Origin of the sequence: Morganella sp. EGD-HP17 (assembly GCF_000512315.2) — a bacterium.
In the GTDB taxonomy this organism is placed as follows: Bacteria; Pseudomonadota; Gammaproteobacteria; order Enterobacterales; family Enterobacteriaceae; genus Morganella; species Morganella morganii.
The window spans coordinates 17,555-38,425 of the sequence record NZ_AZRH01000020.1; the positions used below are offsets into that span (position 1 = coordinate 17,555).

Here is a 20,871-nt window from a genome sequence, read left to right on the forward strand (position 1 = left end):
TTCTTTCCTTATCTTCCCAGATATTTGTCCCAGTCCTTCCAGACCGGCTGAAGACCGGCGGCGAGCAGGGCATCCGCGACCTGCTGCGGCGAGCGGTTGTCATGCGGGCTGAACTGCTCCAGTTCCGGATCATCCTCTTCGGCATAGCCGCCGGGCTGAGTGCGGGAACCGGCGCTGACCTGGTTTATCGCCACCGGCACCATATGATCACGGAAATACGGTGATTCGCGGGTGGAGAGTGACAGCTCAATATCCGGTGCGAACAGGCGGAATGCACAGATAAGCTGCACCAGCTCCGCTTCATTCATCAGGGATTCCGGCTCAATACCGCCTGCACACGGGCGCAGGCGCGGGAAAGAGATGGAATAACGGGTTTTCCAGTAGCGCTGGCGCAGATAGTGCAGATGTTCCGCGACCATGTAGCAGTCTGTCCGCCACTGACCGGACAGGCCGATCAGCGCGCCGAGCCCGATCTTGCTGATCCCGGCCTGACCAAGGCGATCCGGGGTTTGCAGCCGCCAGTGAAAATCCTGTTTTTTCCCTTTCAGATGGTGCCGCTGATAGGTGCTCTCATGGTAGGTTTCCTGATACACCATCACGCCGTCCAGCCCCAGCGTGCGCAGTTCGGCGTATTCCTCTGTCGCCATCGGCTGCACTTCCATCATCATGGTACTGAAATAATCACGGATCAGCGGGAAGGTTTCGCGGAAGTAGTCCATTCCCACTTTGCGCTGATGTTCGCCGGTGACCAGCAGCAGGCTGTCAAAGCCGAGGGCTTTTATTGCCTTACATTCGCTATGGATTTCTGCCGGTGTCAGGGTCTTGCGCTTAATGTGGTTGCTCATGGAGAAGCCACAGTAAGTACAGTCGTTGGCACACAGGTTAGAGAGATAGAGCGGGACATACATCCCGACGACATGGCCGAAACGCTGCCGGGTCAGTGTCTGTGCTTTCTGCGCCATGATTTCGAGATACGGCCGGGCCGCCGGGGAGATCAGTGCCATAAAATCCGTGGTGGTCAGCGTGTCTGCACTCAGTGCCCGTTCGACATCCCGCGTGGTTTTGCTGTTGAGCTGTAAGGTGAGATCATCCCAGTCCAGCTGCTGCCAGCGGTCACTGAAGGTTTTTTCACTCATCACAATGCTCCGAGGAATGAGGTCAGCGGGCTGGATGCCGATGCCTGCAACTGCTTCGGCGCCAGCTCTGCCTCCCGCGCCAGCAGCCCGGCCTCAATGGCCAGACGGAACGCTTTTGCCATGGTGACCGGTGAGCGGGCAACGGCCATCGCGGTATTAACCAGCACGGCATCTGCACCCAGTTCTATCGCCTCGAGGGCGTGACTTGGTGCGCCGATCCCGGCATCAATCACTACCGGAACCGTTGCCTGTTCAATAATAATGCGCAGCATATCGCGGGTCTGTAATCCCTGATTGGAGCCGATAGGTGCACCCAGCGGCATAACGGCGGCGCATCCGGCCTCCTGCAACCGGCGGCATAGTACCGGGTCCGCACTGCAGTAAGGCAGGACAACAAACCCCTCTTTCACCAGTATTTCTGCCGCAGCCAGGGTTTCAACCGGGTCCGGCAGCAGATAACGGGCATCGGGGTGGATCTCCAGTTTGATCCAGTTGGTGCCGAGCGCCTCCCGCGCCAGTTGTGCGGCAAACACCGCTTCCCGGGCATTGTTTGCACCGGAAGTATTCGGCAGCAGTTTAATACCGAGTTCACGGAGCGGGGCAAGGATATCATCGTGTCCCTGAGAAAGGTCGATACGCTTCATCGCCATGGTGACTAACTGGCTGCCGGAGGCGGCAATCGCCTCCTGCATCACCCGGCTGCTGGTATATTTCCCGGTGCCGGTAAATAAATGGGATGTAAATATGGTATCTGCAATCGTCAGCATCATTAACCTCCTGCGATAGCCTGAAAAAGTAAAATCTGATCGCCGTCGCGGACAACGTGTTCTGACCAGCAGCCACGGACAACAATGGCCTGGTTTACCGCGACAGCAATACCCGCCACGGGACGGCCGAGAAATGCCAGCAGTTCACTGACGGTAATGGGAGAATCAATATCCATCACCTCGTCATTCACCGTTATGCGCATGCGGCTGCCTCCTGACACACCGGGCACTCTGCCGCCCGCCGGAGCTGTAATGTGCTCCAGCTTTGCTGTCTGCCGTCGAAAAGGCGTAATTTTCCGTTCAGCGGGGAAGACAATCCGGCCAGCAGTTTGATCGCTTCCAGCGCCTGGAGCGTGCCGATCACCCCGACAACCGGGCCGAGCACACCAGCGGTGCGGCAGTTGCGTTCCGGAATGACATCATCCGGATAGAGGCAGCAGTAACAGCCATGCTCAAACGGCGGCTGCAGTACCAGAAGCTGTCCGCTGAAACCAACCGCACTGCCGCTGACCAGGGTTTTTTGCTGCGTGATACAGGCGGCGTTGATGGCATGGCGGGTGGCCATGTTGTCGGTACAATCGAGGACAATATCTGCTGTTTGTACAATGTGTTGCAGCGTTTCCCGGGTCTGACGTTCGGTGATCACATTGAGTGTCAGGGCCGGGTTCAGCGCCCGCAGACGTGCTGCCGCAGTGCGGGCTTTATTGTCCGGCACATCGGCTTCGGTATATAAAATCTGGCGCTGGAGGTTGGATAGATGTACCTCATCATCATCAATCAGGGTCAGCTCACCGACACCGGCGGCGGCCAGATACAGCGCCGCCGGTGAACCCAGTCCGCCGAGGCCGGTGATCACCGCATGAGACTGTTTGAGTTTCAGCTGACCTTCCGGGCCGATATCCTCCAGCAGCAGCTGGCGGCTGTAGCGCATAAAATCATGATCATTCAGCATGGTTAACCTCCTGATATTCAGCGGCTTCCCCGGTCAGTGTCATCAGCTGCCGGGTAGCAGCCTGCCAGTCAGCGGCTTTGGTGATGGCGCTGACCACCGCAATACTGCCGACGCCGGTGGCGGCCACGGCAGGGGCGCGTTCAAGGGAAATACCGCCGATGGCGACCAGCGGGAAATCCGGCGTGGCCGCGACCTGGCGGGCTAAGTTTTCCAGTCCCTGCGGGGAAGAGGGCATGATTTTGGTTTGTGTCGGGAAAATATGCCCCAGCGCGATATAGGACGGACGCAGCGCTTTGGCACGCAGCAACTCGTTGTCATCGTGGGTGGAAATCCCGAGGCGCAGTCCGGCCTGCTGAATTGCCCGCAAGTCAGCAATATCCAGATCTTCCTGGCCGAGATGCACACCATACGCACCGTGCTTTATGGCAGAACGCCAGTAGTCATTGATAAACAGCCGCGCCTGATATTTTTCCCCCAGCGCAACAGCGGTGCGGATCTGCTCATCCACCTGTGCATCGGTTTTGTCTTTGATGCGCAGCTGGATTGTCCGCACACCGGATGCCAGCAGCCGCTCAATCCACATCAGTGAGTCCACCACCGGATACAGCCCTAATTTGTGTTCCGTCCGGGCAAACGGCGCGTCAGGCAGATTCATCGATACGCTCCTCTGCGCTGTGATACAGCTCGCTGCCTTTGGCGCGGAAGGCGTCAGACATCTCTTCCATCCCGGCGGCGTAGTCGCGGACTTCCTGTGAGATTTTCATTGAGCAGAATTTCGGCCCGCACATTGAACAGAAATGCGCGACTTTGCCGGATGCCTGCGGCAGGGTTTCATCGTGGTAAGTCCGGGCGGTTTCCGGGTCCAGCGCCAGATTGAACTGATCTTCCCAGCGAAATTCAAAACGTGCTTTTGACATCGCGTTATCGCGGATTTGGGCTCCCGGATGTCCTTTGGCGAGATCGGCGGCGTGTGCGGCGATTTTATAGGTGATAAGTCCTTGTTTAACATCTTCTTTATTCGGTAATCCGAGATGCTCTTTCGGTGTCACATAACAGAGCATGGCACAGCCGAACCAGCCGATCAGTGCCGCACCGATGCCGGATGTGAAATGGTCATAGCCCGGTGCGATATCGGTGGTCAGCGGCCCCAGGGTGTAGAACGGCGCTTCATGGCAGTGCTCCAGTTCTTCGGTCATGTTTTTGCGGATCATCTGCATCGGCACATGGCCCGGGCCTTCAATCATCACCTGCACATCATATTCCCACGCGATTTTGGTCAGCTCGCCGAGAGTATGCAGTTCAGCGAACTGGGCTTCGTCGTTGGCATCCTGAATAGAGCCCGGACGCAGACCATCACCGAGCGACAGCGCCACATCATACGCCGCGCAGATTTCACAGATGTCACGGAAGTGCTGATAGAGGAAGTTTTCCTGATGATGGGACAGACACCATTTCGCCATAATCGAGCCGCCGCGTGACACAATGCCGGTCAGGCGTTTTGCCGTCATCGGCACATAACGCAGCAGGACACCGGCGTGAATGGTGAAGTAATCCACCCCTTGTTCCGCCTGCTCCAGCAGGGTATCGCGGAACATCTCCCAGGTCAGATCCTCGGCCACACCGTTCACTTTCTCGAGTGCCTGATACACCGGCACAGTACCGATAGGCACCGGGCTGTTACGCAGGATCCACTCGCGGGTTTCGTGGATATAGCGGCCGGTGGAGAGATCCATCACCGTATCCGCGCCCCAGCGGGTGGACCAGACCAGTTTCTCCACTTCTTCCTCAATGGAGGAGGTGACAGAGGAGTTGCCGATATTGGCATTCACTTTTACCAGGAAATTGCGGCCGATAATCATCGGCTCGGATTCCGGGTGGTTGATATTGGACGGGATAATGGCGCGTCCGGCAGCGACTTCATCGCGGACAAACTCCGGGGTGATGTTATCCGGCAGATTGGCACCGAAATGCTGTCCCGGATGCTGTTGCAGCAGAACTTCGCCCCGGATGCGTTCACGCCCCATATTTTCGCGGATGGCGATAAACTCCATCTCCGGGGTGACAATCCCTTTCCGGGCATAATGCAGTTGTGTCACGCATTTTCCGGTTTTGGCTTTCAGCGGTGCCGGGCGGTTTGGATAGCGCAGATGGTCAAGGCCGTTATCAGCCAGCCGGTCACGGGTAAAATCAGAACTTAGTTGTGTCACCGCTTCGGTATCACCCCGCTCTGCAACCCATTGCTCACGCAGACGGGCAAGACCGGTACGGACATCCAGTTTCACCTGCGGGTCGCCGTACGGCCCGGCGGTATCATAAACCGGCACCGGCTCATTCTCTTCATACTGCGGATTGGCTTTATCACCGCCGATCAGGGTCGGGGACAGGGCAATTTCCCGCATCGGCACCCGGATATCCGGGCGCGAGCCGGTGAGATAAATACGGGAGGAGTTCGGGAAATTTACCCCTTTCAGGGTGCTGATATATTCCTCTGCCGCGTCGCGCTGCTCACGGCGGGTACGGGCTTTGGACGGGGCGGCGGTTTCCGCGCCCGGGGAGAGATCAGTGGTATCAATACGTTGTTCACGGGACATAGCAAATTCCTTACAGTGAAACCGGCAACGCCGGAAGAAAAAGTGAGAAATTGCTTGTCTGGAGGTGCGTCAGGAGTAATGCGTGATAACCGGCTGCTGATAAAACCCGCATTGCGGCGGCTGAAAACAGCGGTTAAAAAAGGAAAGATTACTCTTGTTCCCTTCGCGGGTACTAACCCGATCAGGTTCCGCGGATCCCGAATTAACGGTCTCAGCCCGATTTATCACAGAGATAAATACTGGGCACTCCGACAAGAAAGATTTCAGTATAAGAAGCTGCCCGGAAACTACAACCTTTTTATAACATCATTTATTCACCCGAAGCGTTCCCGATCATCCTCCCTGATATTCAGTGGTTACACCGCGGCGGCTGACTATAAAAAAAATTAAATTAAAACTGATAATTTCCGGTCAGTTGCCGATGTTTTCTGTCGGCGTGCCTTATTACGGCATATTAAGAAAAAACATTTGGTTATTTATTGGCCTTATTGACTGCTTTCTGCATCAGGAAAAAAAATGAATCTTAAAAATACGACGATTCGTGTCAGGTTATCTGTCACATTTGGTGTTCTGATCGCCATTCTGGCGCTGGTTTCCGGAATGGCAGTGATGAACCTGTATAAAGACAAAGAGATGTTCACGAATTACGTTAACGGGACATATGCACTTCAGGTTCAGGCCTATGAAGTCCGCCATGCGACGGAAGAGCGGGCTATCATGCTGCGGGATATGATCAATGCGACTGATAAGAAAGATAAAACAGAAGAACTGAACCGTTTTAAAGAAGAGGACGGGAAAGTCAGTAAAAGAACGCAGACATTGCTGGATATGGTCAATGAGTTCGGTATGGATCCGCAGGGGCGGGCGTTGCTTGATAAGATGATAGCGGATGAAAAACACTATGCCGCCGTGACCCGGGAAGTGCTTGAACTCGATCAGCAGGGACGTCATGAGGAAGCGATTGCGAAAATGATGGATGCTGAGTATGCGGCATCGGATGCCTATATCCTGTCATTCCGTGCCAGCCGCGATCACGGTACTGAAACCGGTAATCAGCTTATTCAGGAATTTAATACGAATTATGAGCGTCAGAGCAACATTATTCTGGTGTTTGCACTGCTGGCGTTAACGCTGGCGATTGTTTCCGGGATGATGATTATCCGCAATCTGACACGCTCTCTGGGCGCCGAACCCGCCCAACTGAAAGAAGTGGCTGAACGGGTGGCCTCCGGTGATCTGTCGCCGTCCGATGAAATTCATCCGGTTCCGGACGGGAGTGTGCTGAGTACCCTGAAAGCGATGCAGAGGAATCTGGCCGGTATCGTCGGCACAGTGCGTAATAACAGTGACAGCATTGTGACCGGCACAATGCAGATAACCAGCGGTAATGCTGATCTGAGCCAGCGTACTGAATCCCAGGCCAGCAGTCTGCAGCAGACCGCAGCATCAATGGAACAGTTGTCTGCTACAGTGAAAAGCAGTGCGGAGATTGCGGCAAAAGCGAATATGATGGCTGCGGAAGCATCCGAAACCGCCCGTCACGGTGGTGAGAAAGTGGATCTGGTTATTCATGCCATGCAGGATATCTCAAACTCTTCCCGCACAATCACTGACATTATCGGTGTGATTGATTCCATCGCATTCCAGACCAATATCCTTGCACTGAACGCGGCGGTGGAAGCCGCACGCGCCGGTGAACACGGACGCGGTTTTGCTGTGGTATCCGGCGAAGTCCGGACACTGGCGCAGCGGAGTGCACAGGCTGCCGGTGAAATAAAAAATCTGATTAATACCAGTGTTGAGCAGGTGGATGCCGGCAGTAAACTGGTGGCAGAAGCCGGTGAGTCGATGCAGGTGATTGTCACTCAGACACAGGGTGTCAGCCAGATGATTGACGAGCTGACACTGGCGGCAAATGAGCAGTCTCAGGGCATTTCGCAGGTCGGGATTGCTGTACAGCAGATTGATGAAGTCACACAGCAGAATGCTGCGCTGGTGGTTGAAAATGCGGCGGCTGCGGAAAGCCTGCATCAGCAGGCGGGGCAGCTCATGCAGGTTATGACACAGTTCAGACTGGGGAGCAGCGCCGCCTGATCCGGCTGATATCCGCTGCCGTACCTCCGGCAGCGGGTATCATATTTATCAGTGACGGGCAGGAGGATCAGCTGTTTACTGGGTTTAATGACCACGTCAGCTGCATCCACCCCTGCTTTTCTGCTTCTGCCTTCAATACCGGGTCAGCGTTGACCGTCAGCACATCCGTGGCGTAGCGGCACAGGGGTAAATCGTTGGCGGAATCGGTATAAAAAATCGTACGTTCCGGTAAAAACTGACGAATATCCAGAAAGTTAGCCAGTTTTTCCACTTTCCCTTCCCGGAAGGTGGTGATCCCCTGCAATGCACCGGTGTAGTGATCATCCCGGACTTCCAGTTCGATACCAAACGCCAGATTCACACCCAGCATCTTCGCCACCGGTTTGACAATAAAATCGGCGGTGGCAGAAATGATGATCACCGGCACGCCGTGTTCTTTATAAAACGCGAGGGTTTTGACCGCATCCGGGTAGACCAGCGGGCGCACTTTGCTTTCGGTAAAATCAGCTACCCATTCATCAATCTGTGCAACGGTGGCATTGCCTAAGGCCTTAAGGCTGAAGGCCATATACGCGGCCATATCCAGCTTACCGGCGCTGTAATCCGCCATCATCTGCTTATCTGCGGCAAGAAAGGCCGGATCAGTGATAATGCCTTTTTCCCACAGGTAGTCTGTCCATAACAGGCTGCTGTCTGCAGCGATTAAGGTGTGATCGAGGTCGAAAACCGCTAATGTTGACATGACGTTCCTTTAATTAACTGACGGGGCAAGGGCGCGGATTTCATTTTTATTGAACATCAGCTCCAGCTGAGTGCCCTGTTCAAACAGCCGCTCTGAGGAGCGGTTCAGCAGATCCACGGTCAGTGCGCCCAGCCCGGTATCCACCTGATAACGGATAATATTGCCCAGTAACTGACTGTCACGGATTGTACCTGAAACCGGGTGAGAAATGTGTTCCCCGTACTGTCTTCCGGCCTCACGCACATAAATGGATTCCGGGCGGATCGCCACAATGCCGCTGAGATTCAGGCCGAGCAGGCTGTTGGCGTTGTGCGCGCTGACCAGATTGTAATGCCCCATAAAACGTGCGACAAACTCATTGGCGGGCTGGGTGTAGAGGTTTTCGGCGGTATCGCTCTGCACGATTTCACCCTTGTTCATCAGGAAGATACGGTCAGACATCAGCATGGCTTCTTCCTGGTCGTGGGTGACAAAAATGGTGGTCAGATTCAGCTCGCGCTGGATCTGACGGATTTGCTGGCGCAGATGTTTGCGGATCTGCGCATCCAGCGCGGAGAGCGGTTCATCCAGCAGCAGAATGCGCGGTTTCATCACCAGTGCCCGTGCCAGTGCCACACGCTGCCGCTGGCCGCCGGAAAGCTGATGCGGCAGATGCTGTTCTTTTCCTTTCAGACCCACCAGCTCAATCACCTCTGCAACGGATTTGCGCTGTTCATTTTCCGGGACTTTCTGCATCTTCAGACCGAAAGCAATGTTGCGTTCAGTGGTCATATTCGGAAACAGCGCATAGCTCTGAAACACCATGCCGATTTCCCGCTGCTGTGGCGGAGATGAAGTAATATCCTGTTTATTCACATAAATTCTGCCGTCATTGACCGGTTCCAGCCCGGCGAGACAACGCAGCAAGGTAGATTTACCGCAGCCGCTCGGGCCGAGCAGGGTAATAAATTCCCCTTTGCTGACAGAAAAATTCAGACCGGAAAAGACCGGAGTGGCAGCAAAGGATTTTGTCAGGTTTTCAGCAATTACATAGCTCATCAGTGATTCCTCAGCGGCTTAAGCGTGTCGCGATCAGGGTCAGGATCAGGGTGAAAATAAAGTAGCTCGCCACCAGTGCGGAGGTGAAGTGCCCGCTGGTCTGGCGCATGTTATAGAGATAGATTTGCAGGGTTTCGTAACGGGTGCCGACCAGGATATTGGCAAATACAAACTCGCCGAACAGGAAGGAGAAGGCGATCAGCAGCGACACCAGCAACCCTTTGCGGATATTTGGCACCACCACCAGCAGAAACGCCTTAAAAGTACCTGCGCCGAGCAGATGAGCGGCATCCAGTAAATCTTTCAGCGGCACGCCGTTCAGGCTGTTGGCCAGCGCCCGGTACATAAACGGCAGGGTGATGGTGAAATAGGTACCGATCAGAATCCACGGGGTACCGGCAATCGGCAGCGGCCCGTCAGCGAACAGCTGCAGTAATCCGACGGAAGAGACCACCGGCGGCACGGCAAACGGCAGAATAATCAGGATCTCCATCAGCCCTTTCAGCCGCAGGAAGTAATAAAACACGGCAAACACCAGCGGCAGGATCACCAGGGTGCTGATGGCAAGGGTGACAAAACAGATAAACAGCGAACGGCCGAACGCGGCAAGAAAACGCGGATCCTGCCACAGTTTCAGATACCACTGTAATGTCAGGCCGTCCGGCAGCACCGTGGCACCCCAGCGGGTGGAGAAGGAATACAGCAGGGTCGCGATAATCGGTAACAGCAGCAGGATCACAATCAGGCTGAGCATGATTTTGTGATAACGCGCCATGGACGGCGGATTGAGTGTGAGATCAGCACTTGGCATGGTAACTCCGTTTCAGCAGCCAGTGATAGACAACAGTGATGAATCCGAGGATAACCATCAGCAGGACAGAGAGTGCCGCCGCCATATTCGGCTCCAGGAACAGGTCGCCGGACACCAGGCTGGCGATACGGATGGTCACCATATTGTAGTTCCCGGTGGTCAGCGCATAAGTGGAGGCATAAGCCCCGGCGGCATTGGCGAACAGAATGATAAAGGTGCCGAGCAGCGCCGGCGAAAGCACCGGCAGCGCGACATAGCGCCAGTAGGCCGGGCGGCCGGCCCCCATGGTTTTGGCGGCATCCTCCCACTCCGGTTTCAGGGCATCAAACGCCGGATAGAGCAGCAGGATCCCCAGCGGGATCTGAAAATAGAGATAAATCAGCATCAGCCCGGCAGCGCTGTAGAGATTGAAATCCTCAATCACTCCCCAGGCTTTCAGTTGCAGGGTGATGGCGCCGTTGACGCCGAGAATGATAATGAAAGCAAACGCCAGCGGCACACCGCTGAAGTTGCCGGTCATATTGGTAAAGGCAATCAGCCAGCGGCGCGGACGCGGCGGGACGTGCTGTAAGGAGGCGGCAAACAGTGCGGCGAGGATCAGCCCGCCGACCGCCGATACCCCGGAAATCCACAGGGTATTTTCAAAGGACTGAATATAAAAAGGGCTGCTGAAGATTTCGGTAAAGTTACCGAATGACCACGCATCTTCATACACGAAGCTGTTGATAATCACCCATAACATCGGCGCAAGCTGGAAAAGCACGAACAGCAGCGCGGCAGGGAGCAGTAACAGCATCGGTTTCAGCGGCAGACGGCGTGACAGGGGGCGGGTATGTTGCTTACTTTTCATCGCGGTCAGCTCCGGCAGAATATCAGCCATGTTGCGTCTCCCGCAGCAGGCGCGGTACAGCGGCTTTGTTGTGTCCGCTCAGGCCGAGCAACCGGCAGATGGTGCCGCACAGCTGTGTCTGCTGCACCGGAAGATCGGCCTCATGAGAGAAGGCGCCACCGGCAACAAACAGCGGGACAGTGCGCTCTTCATCCAGAATCCCGCCGTGTGAGCGGTCATTATTCATACCGTGATCACTGGTCACCAGTACCTGATAACCCGCTTCAAGCCAGGCAGGCAGATACGCGGAGAGCAGGCCGTCTGCACGGCGGGCGCTGTTGCGGTATTGCTGTGAATCCCCGCCGGATTTATGACCGGCATCGTCAATATTCATCGGGTGAATAAGCAGGAAATCGGGATGGTATTGACGGCGTAAATATTCCGCATCGAGGAATAAATGGTCATCCGGATAGTGATCCGCCTGATAAAAACAGCCGTGTTGTATCGCAAGCGAATCATCGTGGGTGAAACGGTCACGGACGGCATCAAACGGGGCGCGGTTATACAGCTCACTGACCCAGTGATAAGCGGCGGCAGCGGTGGTTTTTCCGGCTTTTTGTGCGAGGGAGAAAATACTGTCGTTGTGTGACAGGCGCACCACCTGATTGTGCACCACGCCGCTGTCAACCGGGCGCACGCCGGTCAGAATACATTCATACAGCGGGCGGGAGAGCGAGGGCAGTTCACAGCTCAGGCGGTACAGTGTGGCGTCCCCGGATTCAGCTAACCCCTGCATAAAGCCCATGCAGTCATGGGCTGTGCGGTAGTTTAAGCCATCCAGAACAACCAGGATAACTGGGTTATTCATTGTCATTCCGTTAATTCATGTTGATGATAACGTTCTGCTGCCACAGTTTCGGCAACTGGCGGGAGGTTTTTTCCCAGCCGTCAAAATCGGTAATCGGTTTGGCTTTGCTGTACTGGGATTCCGGCAGCAGTTTGGCTTTGATATCGTCCGGCAGGGTCAGGTGTGCCGCGCGGATAGGGCGGGCATATCCTTCGGCCAGGTTGAGCTGTCCTTTATCACTGAAAATAAACTCACGGGCCAGTTTGGCAGCGTTCGGGTTCTTCGCGTATTTATTAATAATAGTGGTGTAACCGGAGGTGACAGAGCCGTCAGACGGGATCACCACGGTAAAGCGTTTGGCATCAATCTGGTCGCGGTAGTTAAGGGCGTTGAAATCCCACATTACCGCCACTTCCACTTCCCCTTTTTCCAGGTTGGCCACGCTCGGGTCATTCAGGGATAAACGTTTCTGTTTGGCGAGATCGGCAAACAACTCAATCGCCGGCTGAATATTGGTTTCATTACCGCCGAGGGCAAAGGCCGCAGACAGCACGCCGCTGTTAGCCTGTGCCGCGATACCGACATCACCGATTGTCACGCGGTAGTTACCGCTGCGCAGATCAGCCCAGCTTTTCGGCTGTTCTTTGACAAGGTCATTATTGATGATGAATGCAATGGTGCCGGTATAGGCCAGCGCCCAGTTACCGTCTTTATCTTTTGCCCAGTCCGGGATCTGATCCCAGGTGGTGGGTTTATAAGGCTGCACCACATCTTTCTGAACGGCGACAGGGCCGAAGGCGGCACCGACATCCCCGATATCTGCGGTGGCATTACTTTTTTCAGCGGCGAATTTGGCAATTTCCTGAGCAGAGCTCATATCGGTATCCTGATGGCGGATGCCGTAGAGTTTTTCAAGATCAGCCCAGGTGCCTTTCCAGTTGGCCCAGGTATCCGGCATCCCGACACTGTAAACCACCCCCTCTTTTTTGGCGGCGGCAATCAGTTCTTCAGGAATAGTGTTTTGCCCGGCAGAGAACGCAGAGAAAGAGGCGGAAACAGCAACGGCGGTCAGCAATATTTTGGCAGCAGGAAAACGTGTCATAAAACCCTCGTCAGTTAACTGATTCAGTATCAGTGGTGAGGCTAGGGTATGACGCGTTTGTGACAGGCAACTGACACCCGTGTGACACTTTTCTGACAGCCGGGTGACAGGGAAATGCATGCCCCGTTATGCTGAGTATTCTCCCCGCAAACGGAGTATGATTTAATCCATTATTATTTCATTAACATGATGTCTCTATTATGCAGCAGATTTTAACGGGCAATGAAACCGGCTACTGGGTTATCAGCGCGGATAACCGCGTCTGGTTGCCGGAAGGACAACTGCCGGAGGGCAGTGCGGCACAATGGATGCTGACCGGGAAACCGGCGGTGCGTATCGGGGAGTGGCAGGGGCTGCCGGTCTGGCTGATCCGCGAAAAAATGCGTTCCGATATGTGTTCGCCGCGCATTATTGCCGTAGAGAATGATGACCTCTTCAAAATGGCCGGACGCGGCGTGCAGCTGGCGGAATTCTACCGCTCGCACCGTTATTGCGGCTACTGCGGTGCGGCGATGAAATACAGTGAAAGTGAGTGGGCGTGTCTGTGTGACAGCTGCCGCGAACGTTACTATCCGCAGATAGCGCCGTGTATTATTGTCGGCATCCGCCGTCATGACTCTATTCTGCTGGCACAGCACCGCCGCCACAAAAGCGCGCCGTTGTTTACCGTACTCGCCGGGTTTGTCGAAGTCGGCGAAACCCTGGAAGAAGCCGTTGCCCGTGAGGTGATGGAAGAGAGCCGGATTGAGATTCAGAATATCCGTTATGTCTCCTCGCAGCCGTGGCCGTTCCCGCACTCGCTGATGATGGGATTCCTGGCGGATTATGCGGATGGTGAAATTCATCACGATCCGTCAGAGCTGCTCAGTGCAGACTGGTACCGCTATGATAATCTGCCGGTTATTCCGCCGCCGGATACCATTGCCCGCCGTCTGATTGAAGATACAGTCGTACTGTGCCGTCAGGATGACGAAGACGCGTAACACCGCCCTGACCCCGGGCGGCAGGCGTGCTACAATGGGTTTTATTCAGGACGTCAATACGTTACGCGGCCAACAACTTTTTGGAGTCTGTCATGAGTGAACTGAAAAACGACCGCTATCTGCGGGCATTACTGCGTCAGCCGGTGGATGTCACCCCCGTGTGGATGATGCGCCAGGCCGGGCGTTATCTGCCTGAATATAAAGCCACCCGCGAACAGGCGGGGGATTTTATGGCGCTGTGCAAAAACACCGAACTGGCCTGTGAAGTAACTCTGCAGCCGCTGCGTCGTTTTCCGCTGGATGCGGCAATTCTCTTTTCCGATATTCTCACCATTCCTGATGCGATGGGTCTCGGGCTCTATTTTGAAACCGGTGAAGGGCCGCGCTTTGTGCATCCGATCCAGAATGCCCGTGATGTTGAAAAACTGCCGGTGCCGGATCCGGAACAGGAACTCGGTTATGTCATGAATGCCGTGCGCGCCATCCGCAAAGCCCTGAACGGCGATGTGCCGCTGATTGGTTTCTCCGGCAGCCCGTGGACACTGGCAACTTATATGGTGGAAGGCGGCAGCAGCAAAGCCTTTACCAAAATCAAAAAGATGATGTATGCCGAACCGCAGACCCTGCACCTGCTGCTGGATAAACTGGCGGACAGCGTGATCCTCTATCTCAATGCGCAGATTAAAGCCGGTGCGCAGTCCGTGATGATCTTTGATACCTGGGGCGGCGTGCTGACCGGGCGTGATTACCGTGAGTTTTCACTCAATTACATGCACAAGATTGTCGATGGTCTGATCCGCGAAAATGACGGTCGCCGTGTACCGGTCACTCTGTTCACCAAAGGCGGCGGACAGTGGCTGGAAGCGATGGCAGAAACCGGCTGTGATGCACTGGGGCTCGACTGGACCACAGATATCGCGGATGCCCGCCGCCGGGTCGGCAGCAAAGTGGCGTTACAGGGCAATATGGATCCGTCCATGCTCTATGCATCACCTGCCCGTATCGAAGCGGAAGTGGCATCTATCCTCGCCGGTTTTGGTCAGGGCGAAGGGCATGTGTTCAACCTCGGACACGGCATCCACCAGGATGTTCCGCCTGAGCATGCCGGTGCATTCGTTGAATCTGTTCACCGCCTGTCAGCTAAATATCATCAGGGTTGATCACTGACAGACCACGGAGGTCACCATGACAGCCATCGATACCCGCGCCCTGAAAGCCCGGCAGACGGAACTGGCACAACGGGTCAGTCTGCAGGATGTACCGCTTAATCCCCGCTATATTGCGGGGGTGGATATCGGCTTTGAGGACGGGGGGGACGTCACCCGGGCTGCCGTGGTGATCCTCACCTGGCCTGAACTGGAGGTGGCGGAGTATCAGACCGCCCGTATTCCCACACAACTGCCCTATATTCCGGGGCTGCTCTCCTTCCGTGAAATCCCTGCCGCACTTGCCGCGTGGGAGAAACTGACCTTAAAACCGGACCTGGTGCTGGTGGATGGCCAGGGGCGCGCTCATCCGCGCCGTCTCGGCGTTGCCGGTCATCTCGGGGTTCTGCTGGATTTACCCGCTATTGGTGTGGCCAAAAGCCGGTTATGCGGCACGTTTGAACCGCTGGCGGAAGAGGCCGGTGCACAGTCGCTGCTGACAGACAAAGGTGAGCCGCTCGGCTGGGTCTGGCGCAGCAAAAACCGCTGCAATCCGCTGTTCATTTCACCCGGTCATCATATGAGTATTGACACCGCACTGACCTGGGTAAAAGCCCTGACGCGCGGCTATCGCCTGCCTGAACCGACCCGCTGGGCTGATGGCATTGCCTCAAATCGAACATTTTTTGTCCGGTTGAAACAGAAATTTCCCGATTTTCCACGTAAAGATGTGGATATCACGGATTTTCAGGTAAACTGCGGCTCACATCAGAGTAACGAGTAAAGCGGAATGTTAAAGAACCCGATCCACTTACGGCTGGAAAAACTGGAAAGCTGGCAGCATCTCACCTTCACGGCTTGTCTGTGCGAGAGAATGTACCCGAATTATGCCGTTTTTTGTCAGCAGACCGGGTTTACCGATCCGTCGCTTTACCGGCGTATTCTGGATCTCATCTGGGAAGTCCTGACTGTCAAAGACGCAAAAGTGAACTTTGATAACCAGCTGGAAAAGCTGGAAGACATTATCCCTGATGGAGACGACTATGATATCTACGGTGTGTATCCGGCGATTGATGCCTGCGCGGCACTCAGTGAGCTTATCCATACCCGCCTGAGCGGAGAAACACTGGAGCACGCTATTGCGGTCAGTGAGATTTCAGTCGGCACTGTCGCGGTACTGGAAATGACACAAGCCGGACGCGAAATGTCCGACGACGAATTAAATGAATTGCCTGCTGTTGAAGAAGAGTGGGACATTCAGTGGGAAATTTACCGCTTATTGGCCGCCTGCGAAGAGCGCGATATTGAGTTGATAAAAGGCTTGAAATCCGATCTCCGGGATGCGGGGATCAGCAATATTGGCGTTAGTTTAGGCGATTAAATCAAAAAACGTGATTTAAGCCTATAAATGCCGGTGTTAAAGGCTTCACAATTGCCCCGTCTCTGGTCTACAGTGGGGGGCGAAAAGAAGTGGCTATCGGGGCGCGTGTATCAGGGCTGTCAAAAGGCACATCCGACGCACTCGATGCTTTGCAAACGATAAACACACTGTAAGGATATTTTATGAATAAGACTCAATTGATTGATGCTATCGCAGAAAAAGCAGAGCTGTCTAAAGCACAAGCTAAAGCAGCGCTGGAATCAACTCTGGCGGCCATCACTGACTCTCTGAAAGAAGGCGATGCTGTACAATTAGTTGGCTTCGGTACTTTTAAAGTTAACCATCGTGCAGAGCGTACTGGCCGTAACCCGCAGACCGGTAAAGAAATCAAAATTGCAGCAGCAAACGTGCCTGCTTTCACTGCCGGTAAAGCACTGAAAGATTCAGTAAAATAATTGCGTTGCAAAAACAGATTGATAGAGGGGGATTTCGTCCCCTTTTGTTGATCAGACAGGGGCTGCTTGCACTGGGCTTTGGCTCATTGCTCAGCGCCTGCTCTGTTCAGCCTGACTTTCCTCCCTTCAGCGCGTCCGGTTATATCGCGGACGACGGCGCTGTCAGAATGTGGCGTCTCAACGCTGACAACCAACCCCGTGTCCTGATGAGTGTTTTCAGTCCCTACCGCAGCGGACAACAGACCGTCGTCACCGTTTATGAATACCGCAGAGGCCAGCTCTGGCAGATCCGTGCAGAATATCTGGGCGATAACGGTTTTTCTGAACAGATACGGCTGGATCACGAGGGCAATACCATCTTTATGCAGCGTGATAAAGACGGGCATAAATCCCCGCTGACCGCAGACGAAATCACCCGGATGACCTTTGTGGCGGACAGACAGCTGACACTTAACAGCGCACTGGTGATCGGTGATATCCGGCTGAAACAGGGGCAGTGGCGTGACAGCTATGTCACGGATTGTCAGGGTAATAAATCCTACATTGAGTTTGATGCGGAAACAGAACAGTTCCTGGCGAAGCGTCAGCGCAGCAGCGCATCACCTATCTACATTGCATGGCTGGATTCACCGGAAGGACGGGAAATTCTGCTGGCGGCAAATGATAACTTCTGTAAATGGGAACCTACGGAAGATTCACTGTAAATCTCCCGCAGGGTATTAACGTGGTTTACTTATTCAGACGGGCAATAGCACGGTAGCCGATATCACTGCGGCAAAATGCATCATCCCAGTGAATATGTTTCAGTGCGGCATAAGCCTGTTTCTGCGCCTGAGCAATATCCTCACCCAGTGCCGTCACACACAACACCCGGCCGCCGTCAGTCACAACCGCACCTTCTTTCAGTGCTGTTCCGGCCTGGAAAACTTTGCAGTCTGCTTCCTGAACATCCAGTCCGCTGATCACATCACCTTTACGGTAATCACCCGGATAACCACCGGCTGCCATCACCACACCAAGCGCCGGACGCGGATCCCACTGCGAGGTTTTTCCCGCCAGTTTTCCCTGTGCACCGGCAAGGCAGAGCTCAACCAGGTCTGACTGTAACCGCATCATAATCGGCTGGGTTTCCGGGTCACCAAAGCGACAGTTAAATTCAATCACTTTAGGCTCGCCGTGTTCATCAATCATCAGCCCGGCGTATAAAAAGCCCTGATAGGTGTGACCTTCCGCCGCCATACCTTCAACGGTCGGATAAATCACTTTTTCCATCACCCGCTGATGAACGGCATCGGTCACCACCGGTGCCGGGGAGTATGCACCCATACCGCCGGTATTCGGCCCGGTGTCATTGTCACCGACCCGTTTGTGATCCTGGCTGGTCGCCATCGGCACCACATTTTTACCGTCCACCATGACAATAAAACTGGCTTCCTCGCCGGTCAGGAACTCTTCAATCACAATGCGGTGCCCGGCATCGCCGAAAGCATTACCGGCCAGCATGTCATGTACCGCGTCCTGTGCTTCTTTCAGGGTCATGGCGACGATCACGCCTTTACCGGCCGCCAGGCCATCAGCTTTGATCACCACCGGTGCACCGGTTTTGTCCAGATAAGCCAGTGCCGGTTCAACCTCAGTAAAGTTCTGATAGTCCGCCGTCGGGATATGGTGACGCGCCAGAAAATCTTTGGTGAATGCTTTGGAGCCTTCCAGCTGCGCGGCACCTTTGGCCGGGCCGAAGATAGTCAGACCGGCTGCATTGAATGCATCAACCACGCCCATCACCAGTGGTGCTTCCGGGCCGACAATGGTCAGGCCGATATTATTGGCGCGGGCAAAGGCCACCAGGCCGTCAATATCTGTCGCACTGATATCCACATTGGTCAGGTTTGGTTCCTGTGCGGTACCGGCATTACCGGGCGCGACATAAACATTGGCTGCCAGCGGGGATTGTGCGGCTTTCCAGGCCAGCGCGTGTTCGCGTCCGCCATTACCGATAATCAGGATATTCATAAGTCAGCTCCGGGTATTAATGACGGAAATGGCGCATGCCGGTGAAAATCATCGCGATATTGTGTTCATCTGCCGCCGCAATGACTTCATCATCACGGATAGAGCCACCCGGCTGGATCACGCAGGTAATACCAACGGCAGCTGCCGCATCAATACCATCACGGAACGGGAAGAACGCATCGGATGCCATGGCGCATCCCGCCACTTCCAGCCCTTCATCACCGGCTTTGATGCCGGCAATTTTCGCGGAGTAAACGCGGCTCATCTGACCGGCACCCACGCCGATGGTCATATTATTCTTTGCATAAACAATGGCATTGGACTTAACAAACTTCGCCACTTTCCAGCAGAATAGGGCATCTTTCAGTTCCTGCTCTGTCGGCTGGCGTTTGCTGACCACTTTCAGGTCGTTATCACCGACCATCCCGAGATCGCAATCCTGCACCAGCAGGCCGCCGTTCACCCGTTTGAAATCAAGGGCGGCAACCGGATGCTGCCACTGACCGCAGGTCAGCACGCGGACATTCTGTTTTGCTGTAAGAACCGGCAGCGCATCTTCCGCGACGGACGGAGCAATAATCACTTCCACAAACTGACGTTCAATAATTTCAGCTGCCGTTTTGGCATCCAGTTCGCGGTTAAAGGCGATAATACCGCCGAATGCGGAGGTCGGGTCAGTTCTGAAGGCATTGTCATAGGCGGTCAGTAAGGTATCGGCAACGGCCACACCGCACGGGTTGGCGTGCTTGACGATCACACAGGCCGGTTTATCAAACTGCTTCACACATTCGAGGGCGGCATCAGTATCAGCAATATTATTATAAGAGAGAGCTTTGCCCTGTAACTGCACAGCAGTACTGATGGAGGCTTCCTGAATATTCTCTTCTATATAGAAGGCGGCATTCTGATGGCTGTTTTCGCCGTAGCGCATATCCTGCTTTTTAATGAAGTTGAGATTCAGGGTACGCGGGAACTGACCGGAAGGCTGAGTGGTATCGCCGAAGTACGGTTTTACTTTCTGACCGAAGTAGTTAGCGATCATGCTGTCATAAGCCGCTGTATGCTCAAAGGCTTTGATGGCGAGATCAAAACGGGTATCGAAACTCAGGCTGTTTTGTCCGGCATCCATCTCGGCAATGATATTGCTGTAGTCACTGCTTTTTACCACAATCGCCACATCTTTATGGTTCTTCGCGGCGGAGCGCACCATGGTCGGCCCGCCGATATCGATATTTTCAACCGCGTCTTCCAATGTGCAGCCGGGTTTTGCCACGGTCTCCGCAAACGGATAAAGATTCACAACCACCATATCAATAGCGGAAATCTGATGCTTCGCCATAATCTCATCATCGGTGCCGCGGCGGCCGAGGATCCCGCCGTGTACTTTCGGATGCAGGGTTTTGACACGTCCGTCCATCATTTCCGGAAAACCGGTGTAATCGGAGACTTCAGTCACCGGCAGACCGGCGTCAGCCAGCAGGCGGGCAGTACCGCCGGTTGATAACAATTCAACACCACGGGCGGAAAGAGCCTGAGCAAATTCAGTGATGCCGGTTTTGTCAGAGACACTGAGCAGGGCACGACGGATAGGGCGAGGCTGTTGCATGAGTTTGGATCCCTTGAATTCAACGAATAAATGACAATAGGTTGCAGGTGAAATCGGTGTATCTCATAAGATTTCAAAACCCGGAGTAAAAAGCAACGGTACACGAATGCAGCAGATTGTAACGCAAACGTTTGCGTGATGCTTGTGAATTTTGTGATTTTTTACCATCTGTGGATAACCTTGTGTGTAACCCGGTATAAACAGGGGTTTTGCTGGGGAATGCAGCAAACAGTCAAAAAATCGAAAATTAACACTTGTCTTCTGAAAGCGACTCCCTATAATGCACCTCCACTGACACGGAACAACGCGCTAACACGCGGTCCGGCAGGAAAAAAGAGAACGGCAGATAAGAAATTATCGCTTGACTCGAAGGGGCTGA

21 protein-coding genes and 1 riboswitch are annotated in these 20,871 nt (G+C 54.4%); of the genes, 7 read left to right on the top strand and 14 right to left on the bottom strand.

Going from position 1 to position 20,871, the window contains the following annotated elements; genetic code table 11:
* Positions 1 to 8: 8 nt before the first annotated feature.
* Genes thiH through thiC form a run of 6 tightly spaced genes read right to left on the bottom strand, consistent with a single transcriptional unit; the run spans position 9 to position 5,446 of the window.
* On the bottom strand, positions 9 to 1,136 hold the full coding sequence (gene thiH / locus X965_RS17120) for a 2-iminoacetate synthase ThiH (RefSeq protein WP_036419157.1): 1,128 nt from the start codon (positions 1,134 to 1,136) through the stop codon (positions 9 to 11).
* Complete coding sequence (locus X965_RS17125) at positions 1,136 to 1,903, bottom strand: thiazole synthase (protein ID WP_036419160.1); 768 nt, start codon at positions 1,901 to 1,903, stop codon at positions 1,136 to 1,138. The genes thiH and X965_RS17125 overlap by 1 nt, the downstream gene beginning before the upstream one ends.
* 2 nt (positions 1,904 to 1,905) lie before the next feature.
* On the bottom strand, positions 1,906 to 2,106 hold the full coding sequence (gene thiS / locus X965_RS17130) for a sulfur carrier protein ThiS (RefSeq protein ID WP_036413552.1): 201 nt from the start codon (positions 2,104 to 2,106) through the stop codon (positions 1,906 to 1,908).
* Entirely contained in the window at positions 2,097 to 2,855 is a 759-nt protein-coding gene (locus X965_RS17135) for a HesA/MoeB/ThiF family protein (protein WP_036419162.1), read from the bottom strand. The genes thiS and X965_RS17135 overlap by 10 nt, the downstream gene beginning before the upstream one ends.
* Positions 2,845 to 3,510 (bottom strand): thiamine phosphate synthase, encoded by a 666-nt coding sequence (gene thiE, locus X965_RS17140; protein ID WP_036419165.1) that lies wholly within the window; start codon positions 3,508 to 3,510, stop codon positions 2,845 to 2,847. The genes X965_RS17135 and thiE overlap by 11 nt, the downstream gene beginning before the upstream one ends.
* Positions 3,497 to 5,446: a phosphomethylpyrimidine synthase ThiC gene (gene thiC / locus X965_RS17145; RefSeq protein ID WP_036419167.1), complete on the bottom strand. Its 1,950-nt coding sequence runs from the start codon at positions 5,444 to 5,446 to the stop codon at positions 3,497 to 3,499. Before thiC ends, thiE begins: the two co-directional genes overlap by 14 nt.
* A gap of 141 nt (positions 5,447 to 5,587) precedes the next feature.
* Positions 5,588 to 5,707, bottom strand: a riboswitch (TPP riboswitch).
* Positions 5,708 to 5,962: 255 nt separating this feature from the next.
* Here thiC and X965_RS17150 point away from each other — a divergent pair.
* Positions 5,963 to 7,540, top strand: a complete 1,578-nt coding sequence (locus X965_RS17150; RefSeq protein WP_036419169.1) for a methyl-accepting chemotaxis protein — start codon at positions 5,963 to 5,965, stop codon at positions 7,538 to 7,540.
* A 67-nt stretch (positions 7,541 to 7,607) separates the two neighbouring features.
* Here X965_RS17150 and X965_RS17155 read toward each other — a convergent pair whose 3' ends face one another.
* From X965_RS17155 to X965_RS17180, 6 genes are read right to left on the bottom strand one after another with little or no spacing between them, the layout of a single operon-like run.
* The gene (locus tag X965_RS17155) at positions 7,608 to 8,282 is read right to left on the bottom strand and encodes an HAD family phosphatase (RefSeq protein ID WP_004904101.1); all 675 of its coding nucleotides are present in this window, start codon (positions 8,280 to 8,282) and stop codon (positions 7,608 to 7,610) included.
* 9 nt (positions 8,283 to 8,291) lie between these two features.
* Entirely contained in the window at positions 8,292 to 9,320 is a 1,029-nt protein-coding gene (locus X965_RS17160) for an ABC transporter ATP-binding protein (protein ID WP_036419172.1), read from the bottom strand.
* A gap of 10 nt (positions 9,321 to 9,330) precedes the next feature.
* A complete protein-coding gene (locus tag X965_RS17165) occupies positions 9,331 to 10,131 on the bottom strand; it encodes an ABC transporter permease (protein ID WP_036419175.1) in 801 nt (266 codons plus the stop codon).
* Positions 10,118 to 11,011, bottom strand: a complete 894-nt coding sequence (locus X965_RS17170; RefSeq protein ID WP_036419178.1) for an ABC transporter permease subunit — start codon at positions 11,009 to 11,011, stop codon at positions 10,118 to 10,120. The genes X965_RS17165 and X965_RS17170 overlap by 14 nt, the downstream gene beginning before the upstream one ends.
* On the bottom strand, positions 11,004 to 11,828 hold the full coding sequence (locus X965_RS17175; protein WP_036419181.1) for an alkaline phosphatase family protein: 825 nt from the start codon (positions 11,826 to 11,828) through the stop codon (positions 11,004 to 11,006). Before X965_RS17175 ends, X965_RS17170 begins: the two co-directional genes overlap by 8 nt.
* 10 nt (positions 11,829 to 11,838) lie before the next feature.
* Positions 11,839 to 12,909: an ABC transporter substrate-binding protein gene (locus X965_RS17180; RefSeq protein ID WP_036419183.1), complete on the bottom strand. Its 1,071-nt coding sequence runs from the start codon at positions 12,907 to 12,909 to the stop codon at positions 11,839 to 11,841.
* Between the two features lie 200 nt (positions 12,910 to 13,109).
* Between X965_RS17180 and nudC the strand changes: the two genes are divergently transcribed.
* From nudC to X965_RS17210, 6 genes are all read left to right on the top strand, one after another.
* Positions 13,110 to 13,892, top strand: coding sequence for an NAD(+) diphosphatase (nudC, locus tag X965_RS17185; RefSeq protein WP_036419185.1), 783 nt, complete (start codon positions 13,110 to 13,112; stop codon positions 13,890 to 13,892).
* A gap of 92 nt (positions 13,893 to 13,984) precedes the next feature.
* A complete protein-coding gene (gene hemE, locus X965_RS17190; protein ID WP_004242275.1) occupies positions 13,985 to 15,052 on the top strand; it encodes a uroporphyrinogen decarboxylase in 1,068 nt (355 codons plus the stop codon).
* Between the two features lie 34 nt (positions 15,053 to 15,086).
* Positions 15,087 to 15,821, top strand: coding sequence for a deoxyribonuclease V (gene nfi, locus X965_RS17195; protein ID WP_225310139.1), 735 nt, complete (start codon positions 15,087 to 15,089; stop codon positions 15,819 to 15,821).
* A 6-nt stretch (positions 15,822 to 15,827) separates the two neighbouring features.
* Positions 15,828 to 16,418, top strand: coding sequence for a YjaG family protein (locus X965_RS17200; protein ID WP_004242272.1), 591 nt, complete (start codon positions 15,828 to 15,830; stop codon positions 16,416 to 16,418).
* Between the two features lie 182 nt (positions 16,419 to 16,600).
* The gene (gene hupA / locus X965_RS17205; RefSeq protein WP_004242271.1) at positions 16,601 to 16,873 is read left to right on the top strand and encodes a nucleoid-associated protein HU-alpha; all 273 of its coding nucleotides are present in this window, start codon (positions 16,601 to 16,603) and stop codon (positions 16,871 to 16,873) included.
* A 44-nt stretch (positions 16,874 to 16,917) separates the two neighbouring features.
* Positions 16,918 to 17,577, top strand: a complete 660-nt coding sequence (locus tag X965_RS17210) for a DUF1481 domain-containing protein (RefSeq protein WP_223302437.1) — start codon at positions 16,918 to 16,920, stop codon at positions 17,575 to 17,577.
* A gap of 25 nt (positions 17,578 to 17,602) precedes the next feature.
* Here X965_RS17210 and purD read toward each other — a convergent pair whose 3' ends face one another.
* Positions 17,603 to 18,886, bottom strand: coding sequence for a phosphoribosylamine--glycine ligase (gene purD / locus X965_RS17215; RefSeq protein ID WP_036419191.1), 1,284 nt, complete (start codon positions 18,884 to 18,886; stop codon positions 17,603 to 17,605).
* Between the two features lie 16 nt (positions 18,887 to 18,902).
* Positions 18,903 to 20,492 carry a bifunctional phosphoribosylaminoimidazolecarboxamide formyltransferase/IMP cyclohydrolase gene (gene purH, locus X965_RS17220; protein WP_036419194.1) on the bottom strand — a complete coding sequence of 530 codons (1,590 nt, stop codon included), beginning with the start codon at positions 20,490 to 20,492 and terminating at the stop codon, positions 18,903 to 18,905.
* Positions 20,493 to 20,871 lie beyond the last annotated feature (379 nt).